14 protein-coding genes and 1 tRNA gene are annotated in these 18,614 nt (G+C 60.5%); 11 read left to right on the top strand and 4 right to left on the bottom strand.

The annotated features are described in order from the left end of the window. Positions 1–39: 39 nt before the first annotated feature. Positions 40–115, top strand: a tRNA-Thr gene (locus JFT86_RS02355). 6 nt (positions 116–121) lie between these two features. On the opposite strand, the gene JFT86_RS02350 is transcribed toward JFT86_RS02355, so the two are convergent. Continuing rightward, positions 122–616, bottom strand: a complete 495-nt coding sequence (locus tag JFT86_RS02350) for a hypothetical protein (RefSeq protein ID WP_201235475.1) — start codon at positions 614–616, stop codon at positions 122–124. A 276-nt stretch (positions 617–892) separates the two neighbouring features. On the opposite strand from JFT86_RS02350, the gene JFT86_RS02345 reads away from it, so the two are divergent. Further along, complete coding sequence (locus JFT86_RS02345; protein WP_201235474.1) at positions 893–1,192, top strand: DUF6388 family protein; 300 nt, start codon at positions 893–895, stop codon at positions 1,190–1,192. Positions 1,193–1,243: 51 nt separating this feature from the next. Here JFT86_RS02345 and nadC read toward each other — a convergent pair whose 3' ends face one another. After that, a complete protein-coding gene (nadC, locus tag JFT86_RS02340) occupies positions 1,244–2,092 on the bottom strand; it encodes a carboxylating nicotinate-nucleotide diphosphorylase (RefSeq protein WP_201235472.1) in 849 nt (282 codons plus the stop codon). Between the two features lie 376 nt (positions 2,093–2,468). Between nadC and JFT86_RS02335 the strand changes: the two genes are divergently transcribed. The 5 genes from JFT86_RS02335 to JFT86_RS02315 all read left to right on the top strand — a co-directional run bounded on the left by JFT86_RS02335 (position 2,469) and on the right by JFT86_RS02315 (position 9,148). After that, the gene (locus JFT86_RS02335) at positions 2,469–4,646 is read left to right on the top strand and encodes a DUF1631 domain-containing protein (RefSeq protein WP_201235470.1); all 2,178 of its coding nucleotides are present in this window, start codon (positions 2,469–2,471) and stop codon (positions 4,644–4,646) included. Between the two features lie 64 nt (positions 4,647–4,710). After that, on the top strand, positions 4,711–5,271 hold the full coding sequence (gene ampD / locus JFT86_RS02330; protein WP_201235468.1) for a 1,6-anhydro-N-acetylmuramyl-L-alanine amidase AmpD: 561 nt from the start codon (positions 4,711–4,713) through the stop codon (positions 5,269–5,271). Continuing rightward, entirely contained in the window at positions 5,268–6,107 is an 840-nt protein-coding gene (gene ampE / locus JFT86_RS02325) for a regulatory signaling modulator protein AmpE (protein WP_201235466.1), read from the top strand. Before ampD ends, ampE begins: the two co-directional genes overlap by 4 nt. A 300-nt stretch (positions 6,108–6,407) precedes the next feature. Then, on the top strand, positions 6,408–8,438 hold the full coding sequence (locus tag JFT86_RS02320; protein WP_201235465.1) for a methyl-accepting chemotaxis protein: 2,031 nt from the start codon (positions 6,408–6,410) through the stop codon (positions 8,436–8,438). Between the two features lie 320 nt (positions 8,439–8,758). Next, on the top strand, positions 8,759–9,148 hold the full coding sequence (locus JFT86_RS02315; protein WP_201235463.1) for a hypothetical protein: 390 nt from the start codon (positions 8,759–8,761) through the stop codon (positions 9,146–9,148). Here JFT86_RS02315 and JFT86_RS02310 read toward each other — a convergent pair whose 3' ends face one another. Both JFT86_RS02310 and cra read right to left on the bottom strand, forming a co-directional pair. Then, positions 9,149–9,925, bottom strand: coding sequence for a TatD family hydrolase (locus JFT86_RS02310; RefSeq protein ID WP_201235461.1), 777 nt, complete (start codon positions 9,923–9,925; stop codon positions 9,149–9,151). A 3-nt stretch (positions 9,926–9,928) separates the two neighbouring features. Then, positions 9,929–10,924 carry a catabolite repressor/activator gene (cra, locus tag JFT86_RS02305; protein WP_201235459.1) on the bottom strand — a complete coding sequence of 332 codons (996 nt, stop codon included), beginning with the start codon at positions 10,922–10,924 and terminating at the stop codon, positions 9,929–9,931. A 308-nt stretch (positions 10,925–11,232) separates the two neighbouring features. Here cra and ptsP point away from each other — a divergent pair, with 308 nt between their 5' ends. From ptsP to JFT86_RS02285, 4 genes are all read left to right on the top strand, one after another. Beyond that, the gene (gene ptsP, locus JFT86_RS02300) at positions 11,233–14,094 is read left to right on the top strand and encodes a phosphoenolpyruvate--protein phosphotransferase (RefSeq protein WP_201235457.1); all 2,862 of its coding nucleotides are present in this window, start codon (positions 11,233–11,235) and stop codon (positions 14,092–14,094) included. After that, positions 14,094–15,035, top strand: a complete 942-nt coding sequence (gene pfkB, locus JFT86_RS02295) for a 1-phosphofructokinase (protein ID WP_201235455.1) — start codon at positions 14,094–14,096, stop codon at positions 15,033–15,035. Before ptsP ends, pfkB begins: the two co-directional genes overlap by 1 nt. A gap of 11 nt (positions 15,036–15,046) precedes the next feature. Next, positions 15,047–16,780 (top strand): PTS fructose-like transporter subunit IIB, encoded by a 1,734-nt coding sequence (locus JFT86_RS02290; protein WP_201235453.1) that lies wholly within the window; start codon positions 15,047–15,049, stop codon positions 16,778–16,780. A gap of 185 nt (positions 16,781–16,965) precedes the next feature. Next, the gene (locus JFT86_RS02285; RefSeq protein ID WP_201235446.1) at positions 16,966–18,507 is read left to right on the top strand and encodes an alkaline phosphatase D family protein; all 1,542 of its coding nucleotides are present in this window, start codon (positions 16,966–16,968) and stop codon (positions 18,505–18,507) included. The last annotated feature ends 107 nt before the right edge of the window (positions 18,508–18,614 follow it).

The following is an 18,614-nucleotide window of genomic DNA, read 5'->3' as shown; positions in this document are numbered from 1 at the left end:
GTTGCCGGAGTACAGGACCGGTGCTAGGTTTAGCCCAGCGCCCGTGTAGCTCAGCCGGTAGAGCAGCGCACTCGTAACGCGAAGGTCGCAGGTTCGATTCCTGTCTCGGGCACCACTTCCCTTATTTCACTTTACGGCTCAGGTCCTCGACGGTGCGTTTGAGCTGATCCATTGCACGGTCCTGATCGTTGAGCTTCTGTTTCAGATTCGAGATCTCGCTGCTGTTCGAGTTGGAACTGGAGCCACTGTTGCGCTTGAGGTCTTCAACCTGGCGGCCGAGCGTGTCCAGTTGTCGATCCTGATCCTTGACCTTGTTTTTCAGGTCGTCGATTTCCTTGCTGCTGGAACTTGAGCTGGAACCGCTGTTGCGTTTGAGTTCCTCGATCTGGCGCGATTGGTCGCGAACCGTGTCACGCATCTTTTGCAGTTCGTCGATGCTGATGTCGCTTCTGATGACCACATCTTTGCCGTAATCGTTGTGAATCAGCGAAACCTTATCGTTATAGGAAGAGCTGCTGCTACTCAATTCAACGGCCATTGCGCTGGTCGGCAGCGCCAGAATGGTGATCAGGGTGGTGGCGGACACAACAGAAGAAATCTTCGAAAAGCTGCGCATCACTGGGTTTCCTTGTGAACAGCAAAAGTCAGTGCCGATATGGCACATCGCTATGACTGTGAATCCGGATTTATGTTCCGCAGGTCAACTTTTTGTGGGAGAGATGTAAAGAGGCGTGTAATTCGTCATGCAAACGTCCTATATTCGGTGCCTGCATGAGCATCGCCCAGCAGTTTTCAAATGATCCCGAATGGTTCCGAAGGCCGGACAATCCGCGTCAGAGAGATCCTTGATGATCCAGATCCATCCTCCATTCTTATGATCAGCGAGAACGCCATGACCGAATTAACTCAAGAGCAACGTCACGAAAAAGCGCTGGAAAAGTACATTCTGGACGTACCGGACCTGAAGGAAGAGATCAAGGACCTGAGTCCTGATGATCAGAAGGACCAGATCCAGTGGGCGTTCGAAGACGAGGCCGAAGCTCAGGGCTTACAGCCATGGGAGCTGACACTCAAGTACACCAGCACCCCTGAAGAATTCGAGGCGCAACGCCTCGTATTGCACAAAGAGGCGGCCGAAGTATTGGGCGTCGAATGGGACGAGTACTGCGAGATGAACAATCTGGTGGTCTGAAACAAAAACGCCAGCCTCAATCGGGCTGGCGTTTTTTATTGCGTGCAGTCTTCAGAGACTCAGTCGCATCGACAGATCTACTGCTTTGACATCCTTGGTCATCGCACCAATCGAGATGTAATCCACCCCGGTCTCGGCGATTGGCAGCAGAGTGCTTTCGTTGATCCCGCCGCTGGCTTCCAGTTTCGCCTTGCCGCCGTTCAGGCGCACCGCTTCGCGCATATCGTCCAGGCTCAGCTCATCGAGCATGATGATGTCAGCGCTGGCCGCTAACGCTTCTTTCAGCTCATCCAGACTTTCCACTTCGATTTCCACCGGTTTGCCCGGGGCGATCTTGTGCGCGGCAGCAATAGCCTGCGCGATGCCTCCGCTGGCGGCGATGTGGTTTTCCTTGATCAGGAACGCGTCGTACAGACCGATGCGGTGGTTGTGGCAGCCGCCGCAGGTTACGGCGTATTTCTGTGCCAGACGCAAGCCAGGCAGAGTCTTGCGAGTGTCGAGCAGTTTGACCTGAGTCGTCCCGACGAAGTCAGCCAGGTACTGCGCACGTGTCGCTACGCCAGACAGCAGCTGAAGGAAATTCAGCGCACTGCGTTCACCGGTCAACAGCGAGCGGGCCGGGCCTTCCAGGTGAAACAGTGGCTGGTTCGGTTTGACCCGTTCGCCGTCAGCGACTTGCCAGTGCACCGCCACCCGCGGATCGAGCTGACGAAACACGGCATCGACCCAGGCAGTGCCGCAAACAACGGCGGCGTCGCGAGTAATGATGGTGGCTTTGGCCAGACGTTCGGCCGGGATCAATTGCGCGGTGATGTCGCCGCTGCCGATGTCTTCGAGCAACGCACGGCGCACGTTGGCTTCGATTTCGGCGGTCAAATCGGCGAGACGTAGATTCGGCATAACGGGCTCCACAAACAAAGTGATTCGATTATAGGGGCATGGCACGAGCCAACCCAAGGCGAGAACTCGCGTGCCTGACTGCAACTGGTCGATTTTCTTTGAGTAAACGCGCCGTAGACGTGGTCAGTGGAGGGTGGCCGGGCATAGGGGAAACCCTGACGCCTCTGGCGCTGGGGATAACTTTTGCAAGATAATTCGCCTTGCATTTGACGTCATAGGTTTGACGTGCTGATTGGACTTGCGGGAGCAATCCTGCTCGCGAATGCATTCTTGCAGTGACATTGCAGGTGCTGACACACCGCCATCGCGAGCAGGCTCGCTCCCACAGGGAATCTGGGTGGCTTGACCGAACGAACCACCGTTTCAGGAGGCTTGGATGCACAACGACGGGAAAGTAGTGCCTTTGCACAAGGCCGCTACGGATCAGGCGAATCACTCGCCGCTCGCCCGCCTGCCTGTGATTCTGCTTCAGGTTCGCGACAAGGCCGCTCAACAGTTACGCCACGGTTTGCAGGAACTGTTCGATAACGCCGATGACACCCTGTTTGAAATGGCTGACCGGGCGCGCAACGACGTCGAACAGAACATCTTTTTCGAAGCCATGCGCGATCTGCGCCTCAAGCGCAAAAACATCGAGCGCGGTTTTCTCGAACAATTCTTCGAAGCCTTTGTCAGCCTCACGCAATACGATCCCGTACACAACACGCTGCCGCGCCCGTTGGTGTATGAAGAGTCGGCGCCACGCACCGATGACATGGAGCGCAACGTGGCGGTGGAGACCATGGTCGGCCGCGTGCACAAGCGTGACGGCTTCGCCCTCGATCAACTGACTGCGCGACTAGCCGCCCTGCTCGGCAACACACTGGACGATCAGCACAACCCGCTCGGCCCGGCGATGCTTTGTGAGTATTTCCTCCAGGCCGGGCGCAATCTCGGCGTCGAGATCAAGGTCAAGTTGATCCTGCTCAAACTGTTCGAGCGCTATGTACTGGCCGACACCGAGCAACTGTATGCCGAAGCCAATCAGCTGCTCAGCGCCACCGGTGTGCTGCCCGAGCTGAAACCGGCACCGGCACGGCGCGCGATTGATCGTGCGGCCGCCGCCATCAGTCGCGAAGAAAACGACGACCCGCCGCCAGCCGACGAAGGGGTGCAGGAGGTCTTCGCCGCGTTACAGGAATTGTTGTTGCATGTGCGTGGCAGCGTCGCGCCGACCCTCGAACCGAGTGCGGCCGCCCAGCCAATCACCACCCGCGACCTGCTGCGCCTGCTCTCGCATTTGCAGCAATATGTGCCGACGCTGGCGGCGCAGGACGACTTTGATCTGCGCAATCAGCTCGAACAATTGCTGACGCGGGTCAGCGTCAAAAGTGGCAAGTCGCGAATCGTCGGTGGTGCAGACGAAGACGTGATCAACCTGATCGCCATGGTCTTCGACTGCATTCTCGAAGACCACAATGTGCCGGACTCGCTCAAGGCACTGATCGCCCGCTTGCAGATTCCGATGCTCAAGGTCGCGGTGCTCGATAAAAGCTTTTTCAGTCGCAGCAGCCACCCGGCGCGTCGGCTGCTCAATGAAATCGCCGATGCGGCCATGGGTTGGGGCGATTGCGACGGTGAGGCGCGTGACAGCCTTTATCTGCGCATCGAACAAGTGGTGCAGCGCCTGCTCACCGATTTTGTCGATGATCCGGCGATTTTTTCCGAGCTGCTGGCGGACTTTCTCGCCTTCACCAGTGACGAACGCCGTCGCAGTGAACTGCTGGAGCAGCGACTGCGTGATGCCGAAGAGGGCCGGGCGAAAACCGAACTGGCGCGGCGGCGAGTCGAACTGGCGTTGAATCAGGCGCTGTTGGGCAAAGTCCTGCCACCGTCAGTCGTGACATTTGTACAGAACGCCTGGAGCAAGGTGTTGCTGCTGACCTGTCTCAAGCATGGCGACCAGTCCGCCGAGTGGCAGGCAGATATGCAAACCATGGAACAATTGATCTGGAGTGTGCAACGTCATGACGACGCGGACGCCGGCCTGCGTTTGCTGGCGCTGGTGCCGGGTTTGCTCAAGTCGCTGCGTGATGGCTTGAGCAGTTCGGCATTCGATCCGTTTGCGACCAGTGAATTCTTCAGTGAATTGGAAGCGCTGCATGTGCGCGTTATGGAGCCGTCCATAGAGGTTGAAGGGGCCACGCCGACGCCAATGATCGAGGTGTCGCAGCAGATCGTATTGCAAACCACCGAAGAGGGCGCGATGGCGCCGCGTCTGTCTGATGACAGTGCGGGCCTGCAACAGGTCGATCAATTGCGTGTGGGCAGTTGGGTGGCGTTTCAGGAAGATGACGAAAACACCCTGCGCTGCAAGCTGGCGGCGATCATCGAGGCCACCGGCAAATACGTGTTTGTCGACCGCACCGGGATGAAAGTGCGCGAGCGCAGCCGCATCGGTCTGGCCCTGGAATTCCAGCGCGGTGCGGCGCGTGCGCTGGATGATACCTTGCTGTTCGACCGCGCCCTGGAGTCGGTTTTGGGCAATCTGCGGCGACTCAATCACGCCAAGTGATCGCATCGCGGGTGCCGATCACGGCATACTGGGCGCCAACACAGTCGGCGTTGAAGGAATCGGTATGCAGTTGGATCCCGCTAGCGGGTGGTGTCACGGGGTGCAGGTCTGCCCATCGCCCAACTTCAATGAACGCCCTGCGGGCGAAATTTCCCTGTTGGTGATCCACAACATCAGCCTGCCGCCGGCGCAGTTCGCCACCGGCAAGGTGCAGGAATTTTTCCAGAATCGTCTGGATGTCAACGAACATCCCTACTTTGCAGGGATTGCCGACCTACGGGTCTCGGCGCATTTTCTGATCGAACGTGACGGCAGCGTTACCCAGTTTGTCTCCTGTCTTGAGCGGGCGTGGCATGCTGGCGTGTCGATCTTCGAGGGACGCGAAACCTGTAACGATTTTTCCGTGGGCATCGAACTCGAAGGCACCGATGATCTGCCGTTCACCGACGCGCAGTATCAGGCGTTGACGGCGCTGACGCGCCAGTTGCAAAGAGCATTTCCGGCTATCACCGGCGCCCGCATTTGCGGGCACAGCGACATTGCACCCGGGCGCAAGACCGATCCTGGCCCGGCATTCGACTGGGCGCGTTACCGCGCAGCCCTGGCACAAGAGGAAGGACAATGAGTTTTCTGGTGTTACTGCTGGCGGTCTGGATCGAGAAGTTCTCGGCCCTGCGCCATCGGGTTCAACGCGATGGCGGATGGATCCGCGAACTGCACAAACTCGAAAGCAGCGAGCGACTGGCGACACAGCCATGGCTGGTGCTGACGATTCTGGTGCTGCTGCCAGTGGCCCTTTTGGGATTGTTGCTGGTGGTGCTGGAACCGGTAGCCTATGGCTTGCTGGCCTTGCCGGTGCATTTGCTGGTGGTGATTTACAGTCTTGGGCGTGGCGATTTGCTTGGCGGTCTCGGGCCGTTTCGCGATGCCTGGCGCCGTGAAGACCTGCAAGCGGCGGCGCATGTCGCCAATCGTGATCTGAATATCTGCGCCGACAGTGGCGAGCAATTGCTCGACCGGGTGCAGGGGCATCTGCTGTGGCAGGCCTATCAGAGTTTCTTTGCGGTGATTTTCTGGTATTTCGTGCTCGGTCCGGTGGCGGCGCTGGCTTATCGCTTGTTGGCGCTGGCTGAAGAAAACGGGCAAAACCAGGCGTTGGTCGAGCGTGCTGCGCAGTTGCGCCATGCGTTCGATTGGCTGCCGGTGCGCCTGCTGGCGGCGAGTTTTGCCTTGGTCGGCAACTTCGTTGCGGTCAGTCGGGTGATGCTGCATGAATTGCTCAACTGGAACATCAGTGCTGCACAACTGATCAACAAGGTCGGCTTGGTCGCCGGGGAAATCCCGCCGCCGGTTGTCGGCCCGGACGGCATCAACACCCTGGATTGCCTGTGGGAACTGCTGCTGCGTGCGGCAGTGCTGTGGTATGCCGGGTTTGCCTTGTGGACCGTTTTGATCCACTGATCTTTTCAGTGAAACTCATTGTGGTGAGGGGATTTATCCCCGATGGGCTGCATAGCGGCCCCAAGACCATAATCCACGATTCCACAGATACAACTCTGATTACGATATGGGGGCCGCTGCGCAGCCCATCGGGGATAAATCCCCTCACCACAGGGTTAGTGGTCAACTCAGGTAGTCGTTAACCTTAAGTTACAAAACCTCCCTCCGATTTGAGCTATACAGAGATGGCGCCCGATAGTGGCTATCTGCTGTCTCTGCGCGCCTGCCAATAAAAACAAGAAAAACCAAGGGAGACTTCCAGTGAAGAGCTTGCTCTATCCCGCCGTCTCGCTGATGAACCGTCTGAGCTTCGGCATGAAGTTCAGCCTGATCAGCGTGCTGTTTCTGGTACCAATGCTGGTGACCAATTTCTATCTGGTGCGCGATTCCTATCGCGAGTTCCAGGGCACTCGCGTCGAGTTGCAAAGCCTCGACCTGCTCGGTAGCAGCCTGACCCTGCGCCGGGATCTGGAGACGCTGAACAATCTGGTGCAGATCAACGTCACCCTCGGCCAGTCCGGTAAGGCCGGCAATGTCGAATCGCAGATCAGCAGCCTCGAACAAGCTGTGTTGACGCGCCTGCAAGGGCTGACGGCAATGAGCGACGATCCAGAGCAGATCAAGGTATTCGACGGCAAACGCGATGAAATGATTGCCGCGTTCAAGGCGCAGCAAGCGGAAAACTCCCTGCAAAGCAAAAGTGCACTGATCGGCAAGTTGCTCGCCAGTGCGCAGATTTTCAGTCAGATCATCACCAGCCAGGCCGGTCTGAGCCGCGACAATCAGGGCGACATTCGTCAGCTCAGCGAACTGGTCACGCTGATTACACCGACGGTGACGCAGACCCTCGGCGAAGGCCGGGCCATGGGCTCGTATTCGTTGGGGCAGGGCTTTCTCAACAGTTCGTCGAGTACGCGTTTTGACGAGTTGCTGGTGCAGATCGAAAAGCTTCAGGCGGAATATGGCTTGAAGCTGCAGGACGCACTCGGTTCCAGCAAAGCCGCGCGTGAATCCCTTAGCGCGCAGGCCGACAGCAGCAAGGCGTCGTTGAAGCAGGCGAGCGAGTTGTTCGAAGAACAAGTGGTGATGGCCGACACGCTCGATGCGCCGTGGCAGGCGTTTTATGAGCAGGTCACCGGGCTGATGGACAAGACCTACCAGCTCAACGAAGCCACTCTGAAGTTCCTCGACACCCAATTGCAACAGCGCTTGGCGCAGAACCGCACGCACATGGTTTTGCAGGCCGTGGCGCTGTCGGTGGTGTTCGTGCTGATTTTTTATCTCTACGGCGGCTTCTACGCCTCGACCCGCACCACGCTCAAACGTCTTGGCGCGATGATGGACAAGGTCGCGGCGGGCGATATGACGGTCAACTTCAAGGCCAACAGCCGCGATGAATTGGGTGAGTTGGGCGAGGTGTTCAACGGCACGGTGAGGAAGATCCACGATTTGATCGAGCGGGTCGGCCATACCGTCAGCGAAGTCGAGCGTCAGGCCGGGCAAGTTGAAAATGTCTCGGCGCAAAGCAATCAGGCGGTGGCCGGCCAGCGTACGCAAATCGAGCAAGTGGCCACCGCGATGAACCAGATGTCGGCGACCTCACTGGAAGTGGCGCGCAGTACGGCCGCGGCGGTGAGCAGTGCCCACAGCGTGAATGACGAGACCATCAGCGGGCGCGGTCTGGTGGAGTCGCAACAGGGCAGCATCGCTGCGCTGGCCAGCGAAATCGATCAGTCGGTGCTGGTGATCAACCAGCTCGCCAGCGATAGCCAGTCGATCAGCCGCGTACTGGAAGTGATCAAGAGCATCGCTGAACAGACCAATCTGCTGGCGCTCAACGCTGCGATCGAGGCGGCCCGGGCGGGTGAGCAGGGGCGCGGTTTTGCGGTAGTCGCGGATGAAGTGCGCACCCTGGCCAAACGTACCCAACAGTCGACCGAAGAGATCGAACAGATGATCGCCAAGCTTCACGGCGGCGTCGGCGCGGCGGTGAAAGCCATGGGCGTCAGCCATCAGATGGCCAACGGCACGGTCGGGCAGTCGGAAAAGGTCCAGCAGGCATTGGAAAACATCCTCGGTGCCGTGGGCATGATCGTCGACCAGAACCAGCAGATTGCCGCCGCCGTCGAGCAGCAAACGGCAGTGGCGCATGACATCGACCAGAACATCGTCGAGATCAACCGCGCCGGTGAACGCACAGCGCAAGGCGCACACCAGACCGAAGACGCCAGTCGGGCGTTGTCTGCCCAGGTGGTAGAGCTCAAACAGTTGATCAGCGCGTTCCGTGTCTGAATTGCGCCCATTCTCCCTGTAAGAGTGAGCCTTTGTGGCGAGGGGATTTATCCCCGATGGGGCGCGAAGCGCCCCCAATGCCTGAGTTAGAAATTTATCTAACGTGTCTTCGATTTTTTTGGGGCCGCTGCGCAGCCCATCGGGGATAAATCCCCTCGCCACAAAGATTCCCTCCTCAAGGGGCAGGGTGTTATCAGAAACTTTTGTAATACTTTTACACTTTCAGTCGTAGGCCGAATCCTGTTTTTCTCCCGGCACTGGCTTTCCGTCATCAATGAGCCAGTATTCCGGTTCATCTGATCGCGTAGAGGAGGCCGCTCATGTCCGTTGCAACCTTGGGAGTCCTGGGCCGTTGTGCCCATTGCGAGCAGACGCTGCTGCTCAAACCCTGGCAAATCAACGCTATCGCGATCAATGAATCGTTCACCTGCGAGCACTGCCAGAAAGCCCTGGAGCTGCGTTGCCCCCAGCAGATCAAACGCTTCAAGTCGCTCGATTCACTGGCGTTGCTGCGCTTCAGCGCTTCGGTGACGGTATGCACCGCGTTGCTGGTGGCGTTGGTGATGGAATGGGTGGGGCTGCTGAGTGTCACCGAACAACTGAACGCCTCGCTGATCACGATTTTCGTGTACTTCGTGGTCGTTCGTTATGCCCGGCATCGTCAACACATGACGCTGATTCTCGAAGCCGCCAAGGCTCACGCCGATTGACTACCAGCCAAACACTGCGCAGCTGTTGGCGGTGCTGGCAGCGGCCAGTTGTTCGGGGGTGATATTCATGATTTGCGCCAGCGCCGCACAGATCGCCGGCAGGTGCGCCGGGCTGTTGCGCTGGCCGGGGAACATCGCCGGCGCCATGTCCGGTGAGTCGGTTTCCAGCACAATCGAATCCAGCGGCAAATCCGCCAAAACCCGATGCATGCGCAGCGCCTGCGGCCAGGTCGGCGCGCCTCCCAGGCCGAGTTTGAAACCGAGTTTGATGTACTCGCGCGCCTCTTCACGGCTGCCGGCAAACGCGTGGATGATCCCGGCGCGTTTGAGCCCGAAGCGCTTGAGTGTGGCAATCACTGCGGCGTGACTGCGGCGGACATGGATCAGCGCCGGCAAATTGAAATCCACCGCCAGTTGCAACTGCGCGTCGAACAGCGCCTGTTGCCGCTCGCGGTCGAGGGTTTCGATAAAGTAATCCAGACCGATCTCGCCCACCGCACACAACTGTCGATGACCGCGCAAACGCGTCAGCCAGTCGCCGAGTGCTTGCAAGTCTTCGGGTCGATGCTGATCGAGATACACCGGGTGCAAACCGAACGCTGCGTACAAGTCCGCGTCGCTCTGCACCAGGTCCCACACTCGTTGCCAGTTACCCTCGTAGACACCCAACACCACCATTCGCCGCACCCCGAGGGCGCGGCTTTCGGCGAGCAACGCCGAGCGATCGGCGTCGAAGTCGGGGAAGTCCAGGTGAGTGTGGCTGTCGATCAGCTCCACGGTTCAGTCCCGGTGAATACGCTGCTTGAAGGTCCGCGCGATGGCCTGCACACCCGGCTTGTACTCCGACTGTTCAACGGCGGCCAGTGCCAGTTCCAGCGCTTTGTCGGCGATCAACTGGTGCTGCTGGGCCATGGCGTTGACCGGCAGCGGCAGGAAGTCCAGCAACTGCGTATCGCCAAAGGTGCCGAGGCGCAGCGGACGCGATTTCAGCGGGAAGTCATGCAGCGCATCGAACACACCCTGCAACAGCACGTAGGAAGTAGTCACCAGCGCATCCGGCAAATGCCCCAGACGTTGCAGGAGTTCTTCCATCAATTGCTTGCCGCATTCACGGCTGAAGGACTCGGCGTGCTCGATCAGCACTTCGCCTTTGAAATCGCCCAGCGCTTGTTTGAAGCCGGCGGCACGTTCCTGGCTGATGCTCAGTTCCGGGCGCGCGCCGAGCAGCACGATCTGTTTTGGCTGCGGATCAAGCAGGCTCTGCGTCAGGTGCAGGCTAGCCTCGCGGTCGTCGCTGATCACCGAGCAGAAATGCTCCGGGTCCATGACCCGGTCGATAGCGATGATTGGCGTGCCCTTGCCCTGCAACTGACGATAACTGTCATCGCCAGCCGGCAGGCAACTGGCGACAATCAGCGCATCGCAGCGGCGGGCGCGGAACAGTTGCAGCAGTTGGCGTTCGCTGTCCGGCGCATCGTCGGAACTGGCGATCAGCAGCTGATAGCCGCGTGCCCGTGCGCCTTGTTCCAGCAGTTTGGCGATCCGCGCGTAACTGGGGTTTTCCAGATCCGGCAGAATAAAGCCCAGCGTGCGCGTGTGACGGCTGCGCAGCCCGGCCGCTTGTGGATTGGGCGTAAAGCCGTGCAGGTCGACTACCGCGCGCACGCGTTCGACGGTCGCGTTGCTGATGCGCTGCTGTTCGGCCTTGCCGTTGATGACGTAGCTGGCGGTGGTCACGGACACTCCGGCCAACCGCGCGATATCACTGAGTTTCAACCCGGGATTTCCTTGTTGTTTCGAGCATGCCGCGAGATTTTCGCCAATCCTACCCGATTAGGGCAGACGACTTATTGCCTACGCGCATCCGACAAGTTGGACTTCAAGGATGGGACATTATCGAGTAACGTGCCGATCAATCTAGATTAAACGTTTCAGCAAGCGTAATTTCTACGTTTTAGACGCCTTTGGCCGGTTCTGCCGTGAAACCGCCAAAACTGCCGCTGAAAAGCAAAGCGGCAGAGCGCCTAAGCTGCAACCATCCAAAACAATACCTGGCACTCTCAAAGCGCCAAAAAGGAGATCGCATGCTCGAGCTCACTATAGAGCAGATATCCATGGGCCAATCGGCTGTGGATAAATCCGCTGCTTTGCAATTGCTGGCCAATCATCTGGTGGCCGATGGCCTGGTCGCTGATGGATACCTTGCCGGATTGCAGGCGCGGGAGGCCCAGGGCTCGACCTTTCTCGGTCAAGGTATTGCCATTCCCCACGGTACGCCCGAGACCCGCGATCAAGTGTTCGCCACCGGCGTGCGCCTGATGCAGTTTCCCGACGGGGTCGATTGGGGCGATGGCCAGATCGTTTATCTGGCCATCGGCATTGCGGCCAAATCCGATGAACACCTGCGTCTCTTGCAACTGCTGACCCGTGCCCTCGGCGAGACCGATCTCGGTCAGGCGTTGCGCCGCGCCAGTTCGCCCGAAGCGCTGCTGAAACTGCTGCAAGGCGCGCCGCAGGAACTGGCGCTGGATGCGCAGATGATCGGCCTTGGCGTCGCCGCTGACGATTTCGAGGAACTGGTCTGGCGCGGTGCGCGTCTGCTGCGTCAGGCCGATTGTGTGAGCAACGGTTTTGCCGGCGTGTTGCAGCAAGTCGAAGCGCTGCCGCTGGGGGATGGTTTGTGGTGGCTGCACAGTGAGCAAACCGTGAAGCGTCCGGGGCTGGCGTTCGTTACGCCGGACAAACCGATTCGCTATCTTGGCCAACCGCTGAGCGGCCTGTTCTGTCTGGCCAGTCTTGGCGAGGCGCATCAGGCCTTGCTCGAACGTTTGTGTGCATTGCTCATCGAAGGTCGTGGCCATGAATTGGGCCGCGCCACCAGTAGTCGTAAAGTCCTCGAAGTGCTCGGCGGCGAGTTGCCCGCCGACTGGCCGAGCGCCCGCATTGCATTGGCCAACGCGCATGGCTTGCACGCGCGGCCGGCGAAGATTCTGGCGCAACTGGCGAAGCGTTTTGACGGCGAAATCCGCGTGCGCATCGTCGACAGCCAGGACAGCGCCGTGTCGGTGAAGAGTCTGAGCAAACTGCTCAGCCTCGGCGCCCGCCGTGGTCAGGTGCTGGAGTTGATCGCCGAGCCGAGCATCGCCGCCGATGCCTTGCCCGCGTTGCTCGCCGCCATCGAAGAAGGCCTCGGCGAAGAAGTCGAGCCGCTGCCGGCCGTCAGTCAGCAACGCGAAGTCATCACCGAGATTGCCGAAGTGCTGATCGCGCCTGCATCCGGCAGCCTGCTGCAAGCGATTCCCGCTGCCCCCGGGATTGCCATCGGCCCGGCGCACATTCAAGTGCAGCAGACCATCGAATACCCGTTGCGCGGCGAGTCCGCCGCCATCGAACGTGAGCGTCTCAAGCAAGCGCTGAGCGATGTGCGCAGCGACATTCAAGGCTTGATCGAACGCAGCAAAGCCAAAGCCATCCGCGAGATTTTCATCACCCACCAGGAAATGCTCGACGACCCGGAACTCACCGATGAAGTCGACACGCGCCTCAAGCAGGGCGAGAGCGCTGAAGCGGCGTGGATGGCGGTAATCGAAGCGGCAGCGAAGCAGCAGGAATCCTTGCAGGATGCCTTGCTCGCCGAGCGTGCGGCGGACCTGCGCGACATCGGTCGCCGGGTGCTGGCGCAACTGTGTGGCGTGCAGACCCCGAGTGAACCCGAGCAGCCGTACATTCTGGTGATGGATGAAGTCGGCCCGTCCGACGTGGCGCGGCTCGATCCGGCGCGTGTAGCGGGGATTCTTACCGCTCGCGGCGGTGCCACGGCGCACAGCGCCATTGTCGCCCGCGCCCTCGGCATTCCGGCACTGGTCGGGGCTGGCGCAGCGGTGTTGCTGCTGGCGCCGGGCACGCCGTTGCTGCTCGACGGCCAGCGCGGTCGCCTGCACGTCGACGCTGATTCGGCCACGCTGCAACGCGCCACCGAAGAACGCGACACCCGCGAGCAGCGCCTCAAGGCTGCCGCCGAACAACGTCATCAACCGGCGCACACCACCGATGGTCACGCCGTCGAAGTGTTCGCCAATATCGGCGAAAGCGCCGGGGTGATCAGCGCAGTGGAGCAGGGCGCCGAAGGCATCGGTCTGCTGCGCACCGAACTGATTTTCATGGCTCACCCGCAAGCGCCGGACGAAGCCACCCAGGAAGCCGAATACCGCCGCGTCCTCGACGGTCTCGGCGGGCGCCCGCTGGTGGTGCGTACGCTGGACGTCGGCGGCGACAAACCGCTGCCGTATTGGCCGATCGCCAAGGAAGAAAACCCGTTTCTCGGCGTGCGCGGCATCCGTTTGACCCTGCAGCGTCCGCAGATCATGGAAGCGCAGTTGCGTGCCTTGCTGCGTGCGGCGGATAACCGGCCGCTACGGATCATGTTCCCGATGGTCGGCAGCGTCGAAGAGTGGCGCCAGGCCCGCGACATGACTGAACGTCTGCGCCTGGAAATCCCGGTCGCCGACCTGCAACTCGGCATCATGATCGAGGTGCCGTCCGCCGCTTTGTTGGCGCCGGTGCTGGCCAAAGAGGTCGACTTCTTCAGCGTCGGCACCAACGACCTGACCCAATACACCCTGGCCATTGACCGTGGTCATCCGACCCTGTCGGCGCAGGCTGACGGCTTGCACCCGGCGGTGCTGCAACTGATCGACATCACCGTGCGCGCGGCCCACGCCCATGGCAAATGGGTCGGCGTCTGCGGCGAGTTGGCAGCCGATCCGCTGGCGGTGCCGGTGCTGGTCGGCCTCGGTGTCGATGAACTCAGCGTCTCCGGGCGCAGCATTGCCGAAGTGAAAGCGCGTATCCGCGAACTCAGCCTGACCGAGGCGCAAACCCTTGCTCAACAAGCCCTCAGCGTGGGCAGCGCCAACGAAGTGCGTGCATTAGTGGAGGCCCTGTAATGGCCAAGATTCTCACCCTGACCCTCAACCCGGCGCTGGACCTCACGGTTGAGCTGTCACGTCTGGAGGCCGGTCAGGTCAACCGCAGCGATGAGATGCACACCCACGCCGCCGGCAAAGGGGTGAACGTCGCGCAGGTGCTGGCCGACCTCGGCCATCAACTGACGGTCAGCGGTTTTCTCGGCGAAGACAACCTGCAAGCGTTCGAAACCCTGTTCAGCAAACGCGGTTTTGTCGACGCGTTCATCCGCGTGCCCGGCGAGACGCGCAGCAACATCAAAGTCGCCGAGCGCGACGGTCGGATCACTGACATCAACGGTCCGGGACCGGTGGTCGATGCCACCGCGCAGCAGGCATTGCTGGATCGTCTGGTGCAGATCGCACCGGGTCATGACGCGGTGGTGGTTGCCGGCAGTTTGCCGCGCGGCGTCACGGCGCAGTGGTTGCGCGAACTGATTGAGCGACTGAATCAGCTCGGTCTGAAAGTCGCCCTCGATAGCAGCGGCGACGCCTTGCGCGCTGCGTTGCAGGCCAGTCCGTGGCTGATCAAACCGAACACTGAAGAACTCGCCGATGCCCTCGGCTGCGAGGTGGTTTCCCACGCGGCCGAGGCGCAGGCAGCGGCGCGTTTGCATGCGCAAGGCATCGAGCACGTGGTGATCTCTCACGGCGCTGACGGTGTGAACTGGTTCAGCGTCGGCTCGGCGTTGCACGCGACGCCACCGAAAGTCAGCGTCGCCAGCACCGTGGGTGCTGGTGATTCGTTGCTGGCGGGCATGCTCCACGGTTTGCTCAGCGCCGACACGCCCGAGCAAACCCTGCGCACGGCCACGGCGATTGCGGCAATGGCGGTCACCCAGATCGGTTTTGGTATCAACGACAGCGCGCAACTGGCGCAGCTCGAACAGGGCGTGCGCGTGCGCCCCCTGACAGAACAATAAGAGGGTTTGTCATGAAGTTAGCCATTGTTACGGCTTGCCCGAACGGCATGGTCACCAGCGTGCTGTGCGCGCGTTTGCTCGATGCGGCGGCCCAGCGACAGGGCTGGAGCACCAGCGTCGAAGTGGTCGACGCGGCGCACCCGGAGCGCGAGTTGTCGGCAGCGACCATCGCGGCGGCGGAGTGGGTGTTGCTGGTCGCCACCGGTGACGTCGACATGCAGCGTTTTGTTGGCAAACGCGTGTTCCGGATTGCGCCGGCGCAGGCGTTGCAGGATGTCGAAGCAGTGCTGCGTCGCGGAGCTGAAGAGGCGCAAGTCTACGTGGCTGCCGAGGCTGCGCCCGCTGCGGTTGCTGAGCGCGTGCCGCGTATCGTCGCGATCACTGCGTGCCCGACCGGCGTCGCCCACACGTTCATGGCGGCCGAAGCGTTGCAGCAGACCGCCAAGCGTCTTGGCTACGACTTGCAAGTCGAAACCCAAGGCTCTGTCGGCGCGAAAACGCCGCTCAGTGCAACGGCTATTGCCGAGGCTGACGTGGTGCTGCTGGCGGCGGATATCGAAGTCGCCACCGAGCGTTTCGCCGGCAAGAAAATCTACCGTTGTGGCACCGGCATTGCGCTGAAGCAATCGGAAGCCACGCTGAAAAAAGCCCTCGCCGAAGGTCAGGTAGAGAGCGCTGCGAGTGACGGCAAGGCCCCCGCCAAACAAGAGAAAACCGGGGTCTACAAACACTTGCTGACCGGCGTGTCGTTCATGCTGCCGATGGTGGTGGCGGGCGGTTTGATGATCGCGTTGTCGTTCGTCTTTGGTATCACCGCGTTCAAGGAACAAGGCACGCTGGCAGCGGCGCTGATGCAGATCGGCGGCGAGACCGCGTTCAAACTGATGGTGCCGCTGCTGGCCGGTTACATCGCCTATTCGATTGCCGACCGTCCGGGGCTGGCGCCGGGGATGATTGGCGGTTTGCTCGCCAGCACCCTGGGCGCTGGATTTATCGGCGGGATCGTGGCCGGGTTTATCGCCGGTTACGCAGCGAAATTGATCAGCCGTTACGTAGCGCTTCCGCAAAGTCTGGAAGCGTTGAAACCGATCCTGATCATCCCGTTGTTCGCCAGCTTGATCACCGGTCTGGTGATGATCTACGTGGTCGGCAAGCCTGTGGCGGGGATGCTCGCCGCGCTCACGCATTTCCTCGACAGCATGGGCACCACCAACGCCATTCTGCTGGGCGTGCTGCTGGGCGGCATGATGTGCGTCGACCTCGGCGGGCCGATCAACAAAGCGGCGTATGCGTTTTCGGTGGGGCTGCTGGCGTCGCAAAGTTACGCGCCGATGGCGGCGACCATGGCCGCGGGCATGGTGCCGCCGATTGGTCTGGGTATCGCCACGTTCATCGCCCGGCGCAAGTTCGCCCAGACTGAGCGCGAGGCCGGCAAAGCGGCGCTGGTGCTGGGGCTGTGCTTTATCTCGGAAGGCGCGATTCCATTTGCCGCGAAAGACCCGTTGCGGGTGATCCCGGCGAGCATTGCCGGTGGTGCGCTGACCGGTGCGTTGTCGATGTATTTCGGCTGCAAGCTGATGGCGCCGCACGGCGGGTTGTTTGTGCTGGCGATCCCCAACGCGATCAATCACGCATTGCTGTATCTGCTGGCGATTGTCGCGGGGAGTTTGTTGACGGCCGTCGTGTATGCAACGGTGAAACGGCCTGAGGCCGTCGAGTTGGCGCTGGAACCCGCCAAAGCCTGACTGATAACGCAAAACCCTTGTAGGAGTGAGCCTGCTCGCGATAGCAATCTGTCGGTGACATGAATGTTGACTGATGCACCGCTATCGCGAGCAGGCTCACTCCTACATTGGAATTGTGGTGTGGCAGGTGTCATTTCCAGGTCATGTAGGCGTGCTTTAGTTTTCCTTTTTTCAGGGAGAACGCCATGAGCGATTTCAATCTCGGTCGCCGTCGGGTCATGCAAGCCGTGGGCGCCGGGCTGCTGATGCCGGGGCTGGCGCCGGCGGTGATTGCGTCGGTCAAGGATCGGCCACAACTGACCGATGGCGTGCAGTCCGGCGACCTGCAAGGCGACCGCGCGATGATCTGGAGCCGCAGCGATCGCCCCGCACGGATGGTGGTCGAGTGGGACACCCGCAGTCAGTTTCGCAATCCCCGTCGGCTTGTCTCGGCGCTCGCCGATGCCCGCAGCGATTTCACCGCCCGCGTCGAACTCACCGGGTTGCCCGCCGATCAGGCGATTTTCTATCGGGTGTATTTCAAGGATGCCCGCACCGGTGTTGCCAGCGAACCGTGGCTCGGCCATTTGCGCAGCGCCCCGACGGCGCGGCGCAATATCCGTTTCGTCTGGAGCGGCGACACCGTCGGCCAGGGTTTCGGCATCAACCCGGACATCGGCGGCATGCGCATCTACGAAGCCATGCGCCTGCGCCTGCCGGACTTCTTTATCCACAGCGGCGACACCATCTACGCCGACGGCCCGGTTCCGGCTCAGCTGACAACTGAAAACGGTCGGATATGGCGCAACATCACCACGGAAGCCAAGAGTAAAGTCGCCCAGATCCTCGATGACTATCGCGGCAACTACCGCTACAACCTGATGGACGAAAACATCCGCCGCTTCAACGCGGAAGTGCCGCAGATCTGGCAGTGGGACGACCATGAAGTGGTCAACAACTGGTCGCCGGGCAAGCAACTGGATGAGCGCTATCAGGAGAAAGATATCCACACCCTGGTTGGCCGTGCACGCAAGGCCTGGCTGGAATATTCGCCGATGCGTTTACAGGCTGCCGACGGTGGCGGGCGGATTTATCGCAAGGTGAGTTACGGGCCGATGCTCGATGTGTTCGTGCTCGACATGCGCAGTTATCGCGGCGCGAACGACGACAACCTCGGCACGGCAAAACCGTTCCTCGGGCGTGAACAACTGGACTGGCTCAAGCGCGGATTAAAGAAGTCGAAAGCGCAGTGGAAGGTGATCGCCGCCGACATGCCGATCGGGCTTGGTGTGCCGGATGGCGAGGTGAGCCCGGGCGTGCCGCGTTGGGAGGCGGTGGCCAACGGCGATCCTGGCCCGGCTCAGGGGCGCGAGCTGGAGATCGCTGAACTGCTCGGATACCTGCGCGCGCAGCAGGTGCGCAATTTCGTCTTTCTGACGGCAGACGTGCATTACTGCGCGGCGCATCACTACCACCCGGATCGCGCGGCGTTTCAGGATTTCGAACCGTTCTGGGAGTTTGTTGCGGGGCCGTTGAATGCCGGGAGTTTCGGGCCTAATCCGCTGGATAAAACCTTTGGTCCGGAGGTGGTGTTCGAGAAGGCACCACTGACGCAAAACGCTTCGCCGTTTGCCGGATTTCAGTTTTTTGGTGAAGTGAATATTGAGGGGCAGAGCGGGGAGATGAGTGTGGTGTTGCGGGATTTGAATGGGGTGGCGGTGTTTGAGAAAAAACTGCAGCCAGTGTGATCCAGATACCCCGTGTAGGAGCTGCCGCAGGCTGCGATCTTTTAGTTTTTTAACAGCAAGATCAAAAGATCGCAGCCTGCGGCAGCTCCTGCACGGGCATGTGTGGG

It is taken from the genome of Pseudomonas sp. TH06, assembly GCF_016651305.1.
Classification (GTDB): domain Bacteria; phylum Pseudomonadota; class Gammaproteobacteria; order Pseudomonadales; family Pseudomonadaceae; genus Aquipseudomonas.
This window is presented reverse-complemented; position numbering and strand designations above follow the sequence as displayed.

Coding starts and splice junctions, on each gene's coding strand:
- ampE (WP_201235466.1), top strand. CDS start 5,268: ATGAGTTTTCTGGTGTTACTGCTGGCGGTCTGGATCGAGAAGTTCTCG.
- JFT86_RS02345 (WP_201235474.1), top strand. CDS start 893: ATGACCGAATTAACTCAAGAGCAACGTCACGAAAAAGCGCTGGAAAAG.
- JFT86_RS02350 (WP_201235475.1), bottom strand. CDS start 616: ATGCGCAGCTTTTCGAAGATTTCTTCTGTTGTGTCCGCCACCACCCTG.
- ptsP (WP_201235457.1), top strand. CDS start 11,233: ATGCTCGAGCTCACTATAGAGCAGATATCCATGGGCCAATCGGCTGTG.
- JFT86_RS02315 (WP_201235463.1), top strand. CDS start 8,759: ATGTCCGTTGCAACCTTGGGAGTCCTGGGCCGTTGTGCCCATTGCGAG.
- JFT86_RS02335 (WP_201235470.1), top strand. CDS start 2,469: ATGCACAACGACGGGAAAGTAGTGCCTTTGCACAAGGCCGCTACGGAT.
- nadC (WP_201235472.1), bottom strand. CDS start 2,092: ATGCCGAATCTACGTCTCGCCGATTTGACCGCCGAAATCGAAGCCAAC.
- pfkB (WP_201235455.1), top strand. CDS start 14,094: ATGGCCAAGATTCTCACCCTGACCCTCAACCCGGCGCTGGACCTCACG.
- JFT86_RS02285 (WP_201235446.1), top strand. CDS start 16,966: ATGAGCGATTTCAATCTCGGTCGCCGTCGGGTCATGCAAGCCGTGGGC.
- ampD (WP_201235468.1), top strand. CDS start 4,711: ATGCAGTTGGATCCCGCTAGCGGGTGGTGTCACGGGGTGCAGGTCTGC.
- JFT86_RS02290 (WP_201235453.1), top strand. CDS start 15,047: ATGAAGTTAGCCATTGTTACGGCTTGCCCGAACGGCATGGTCACCAGC.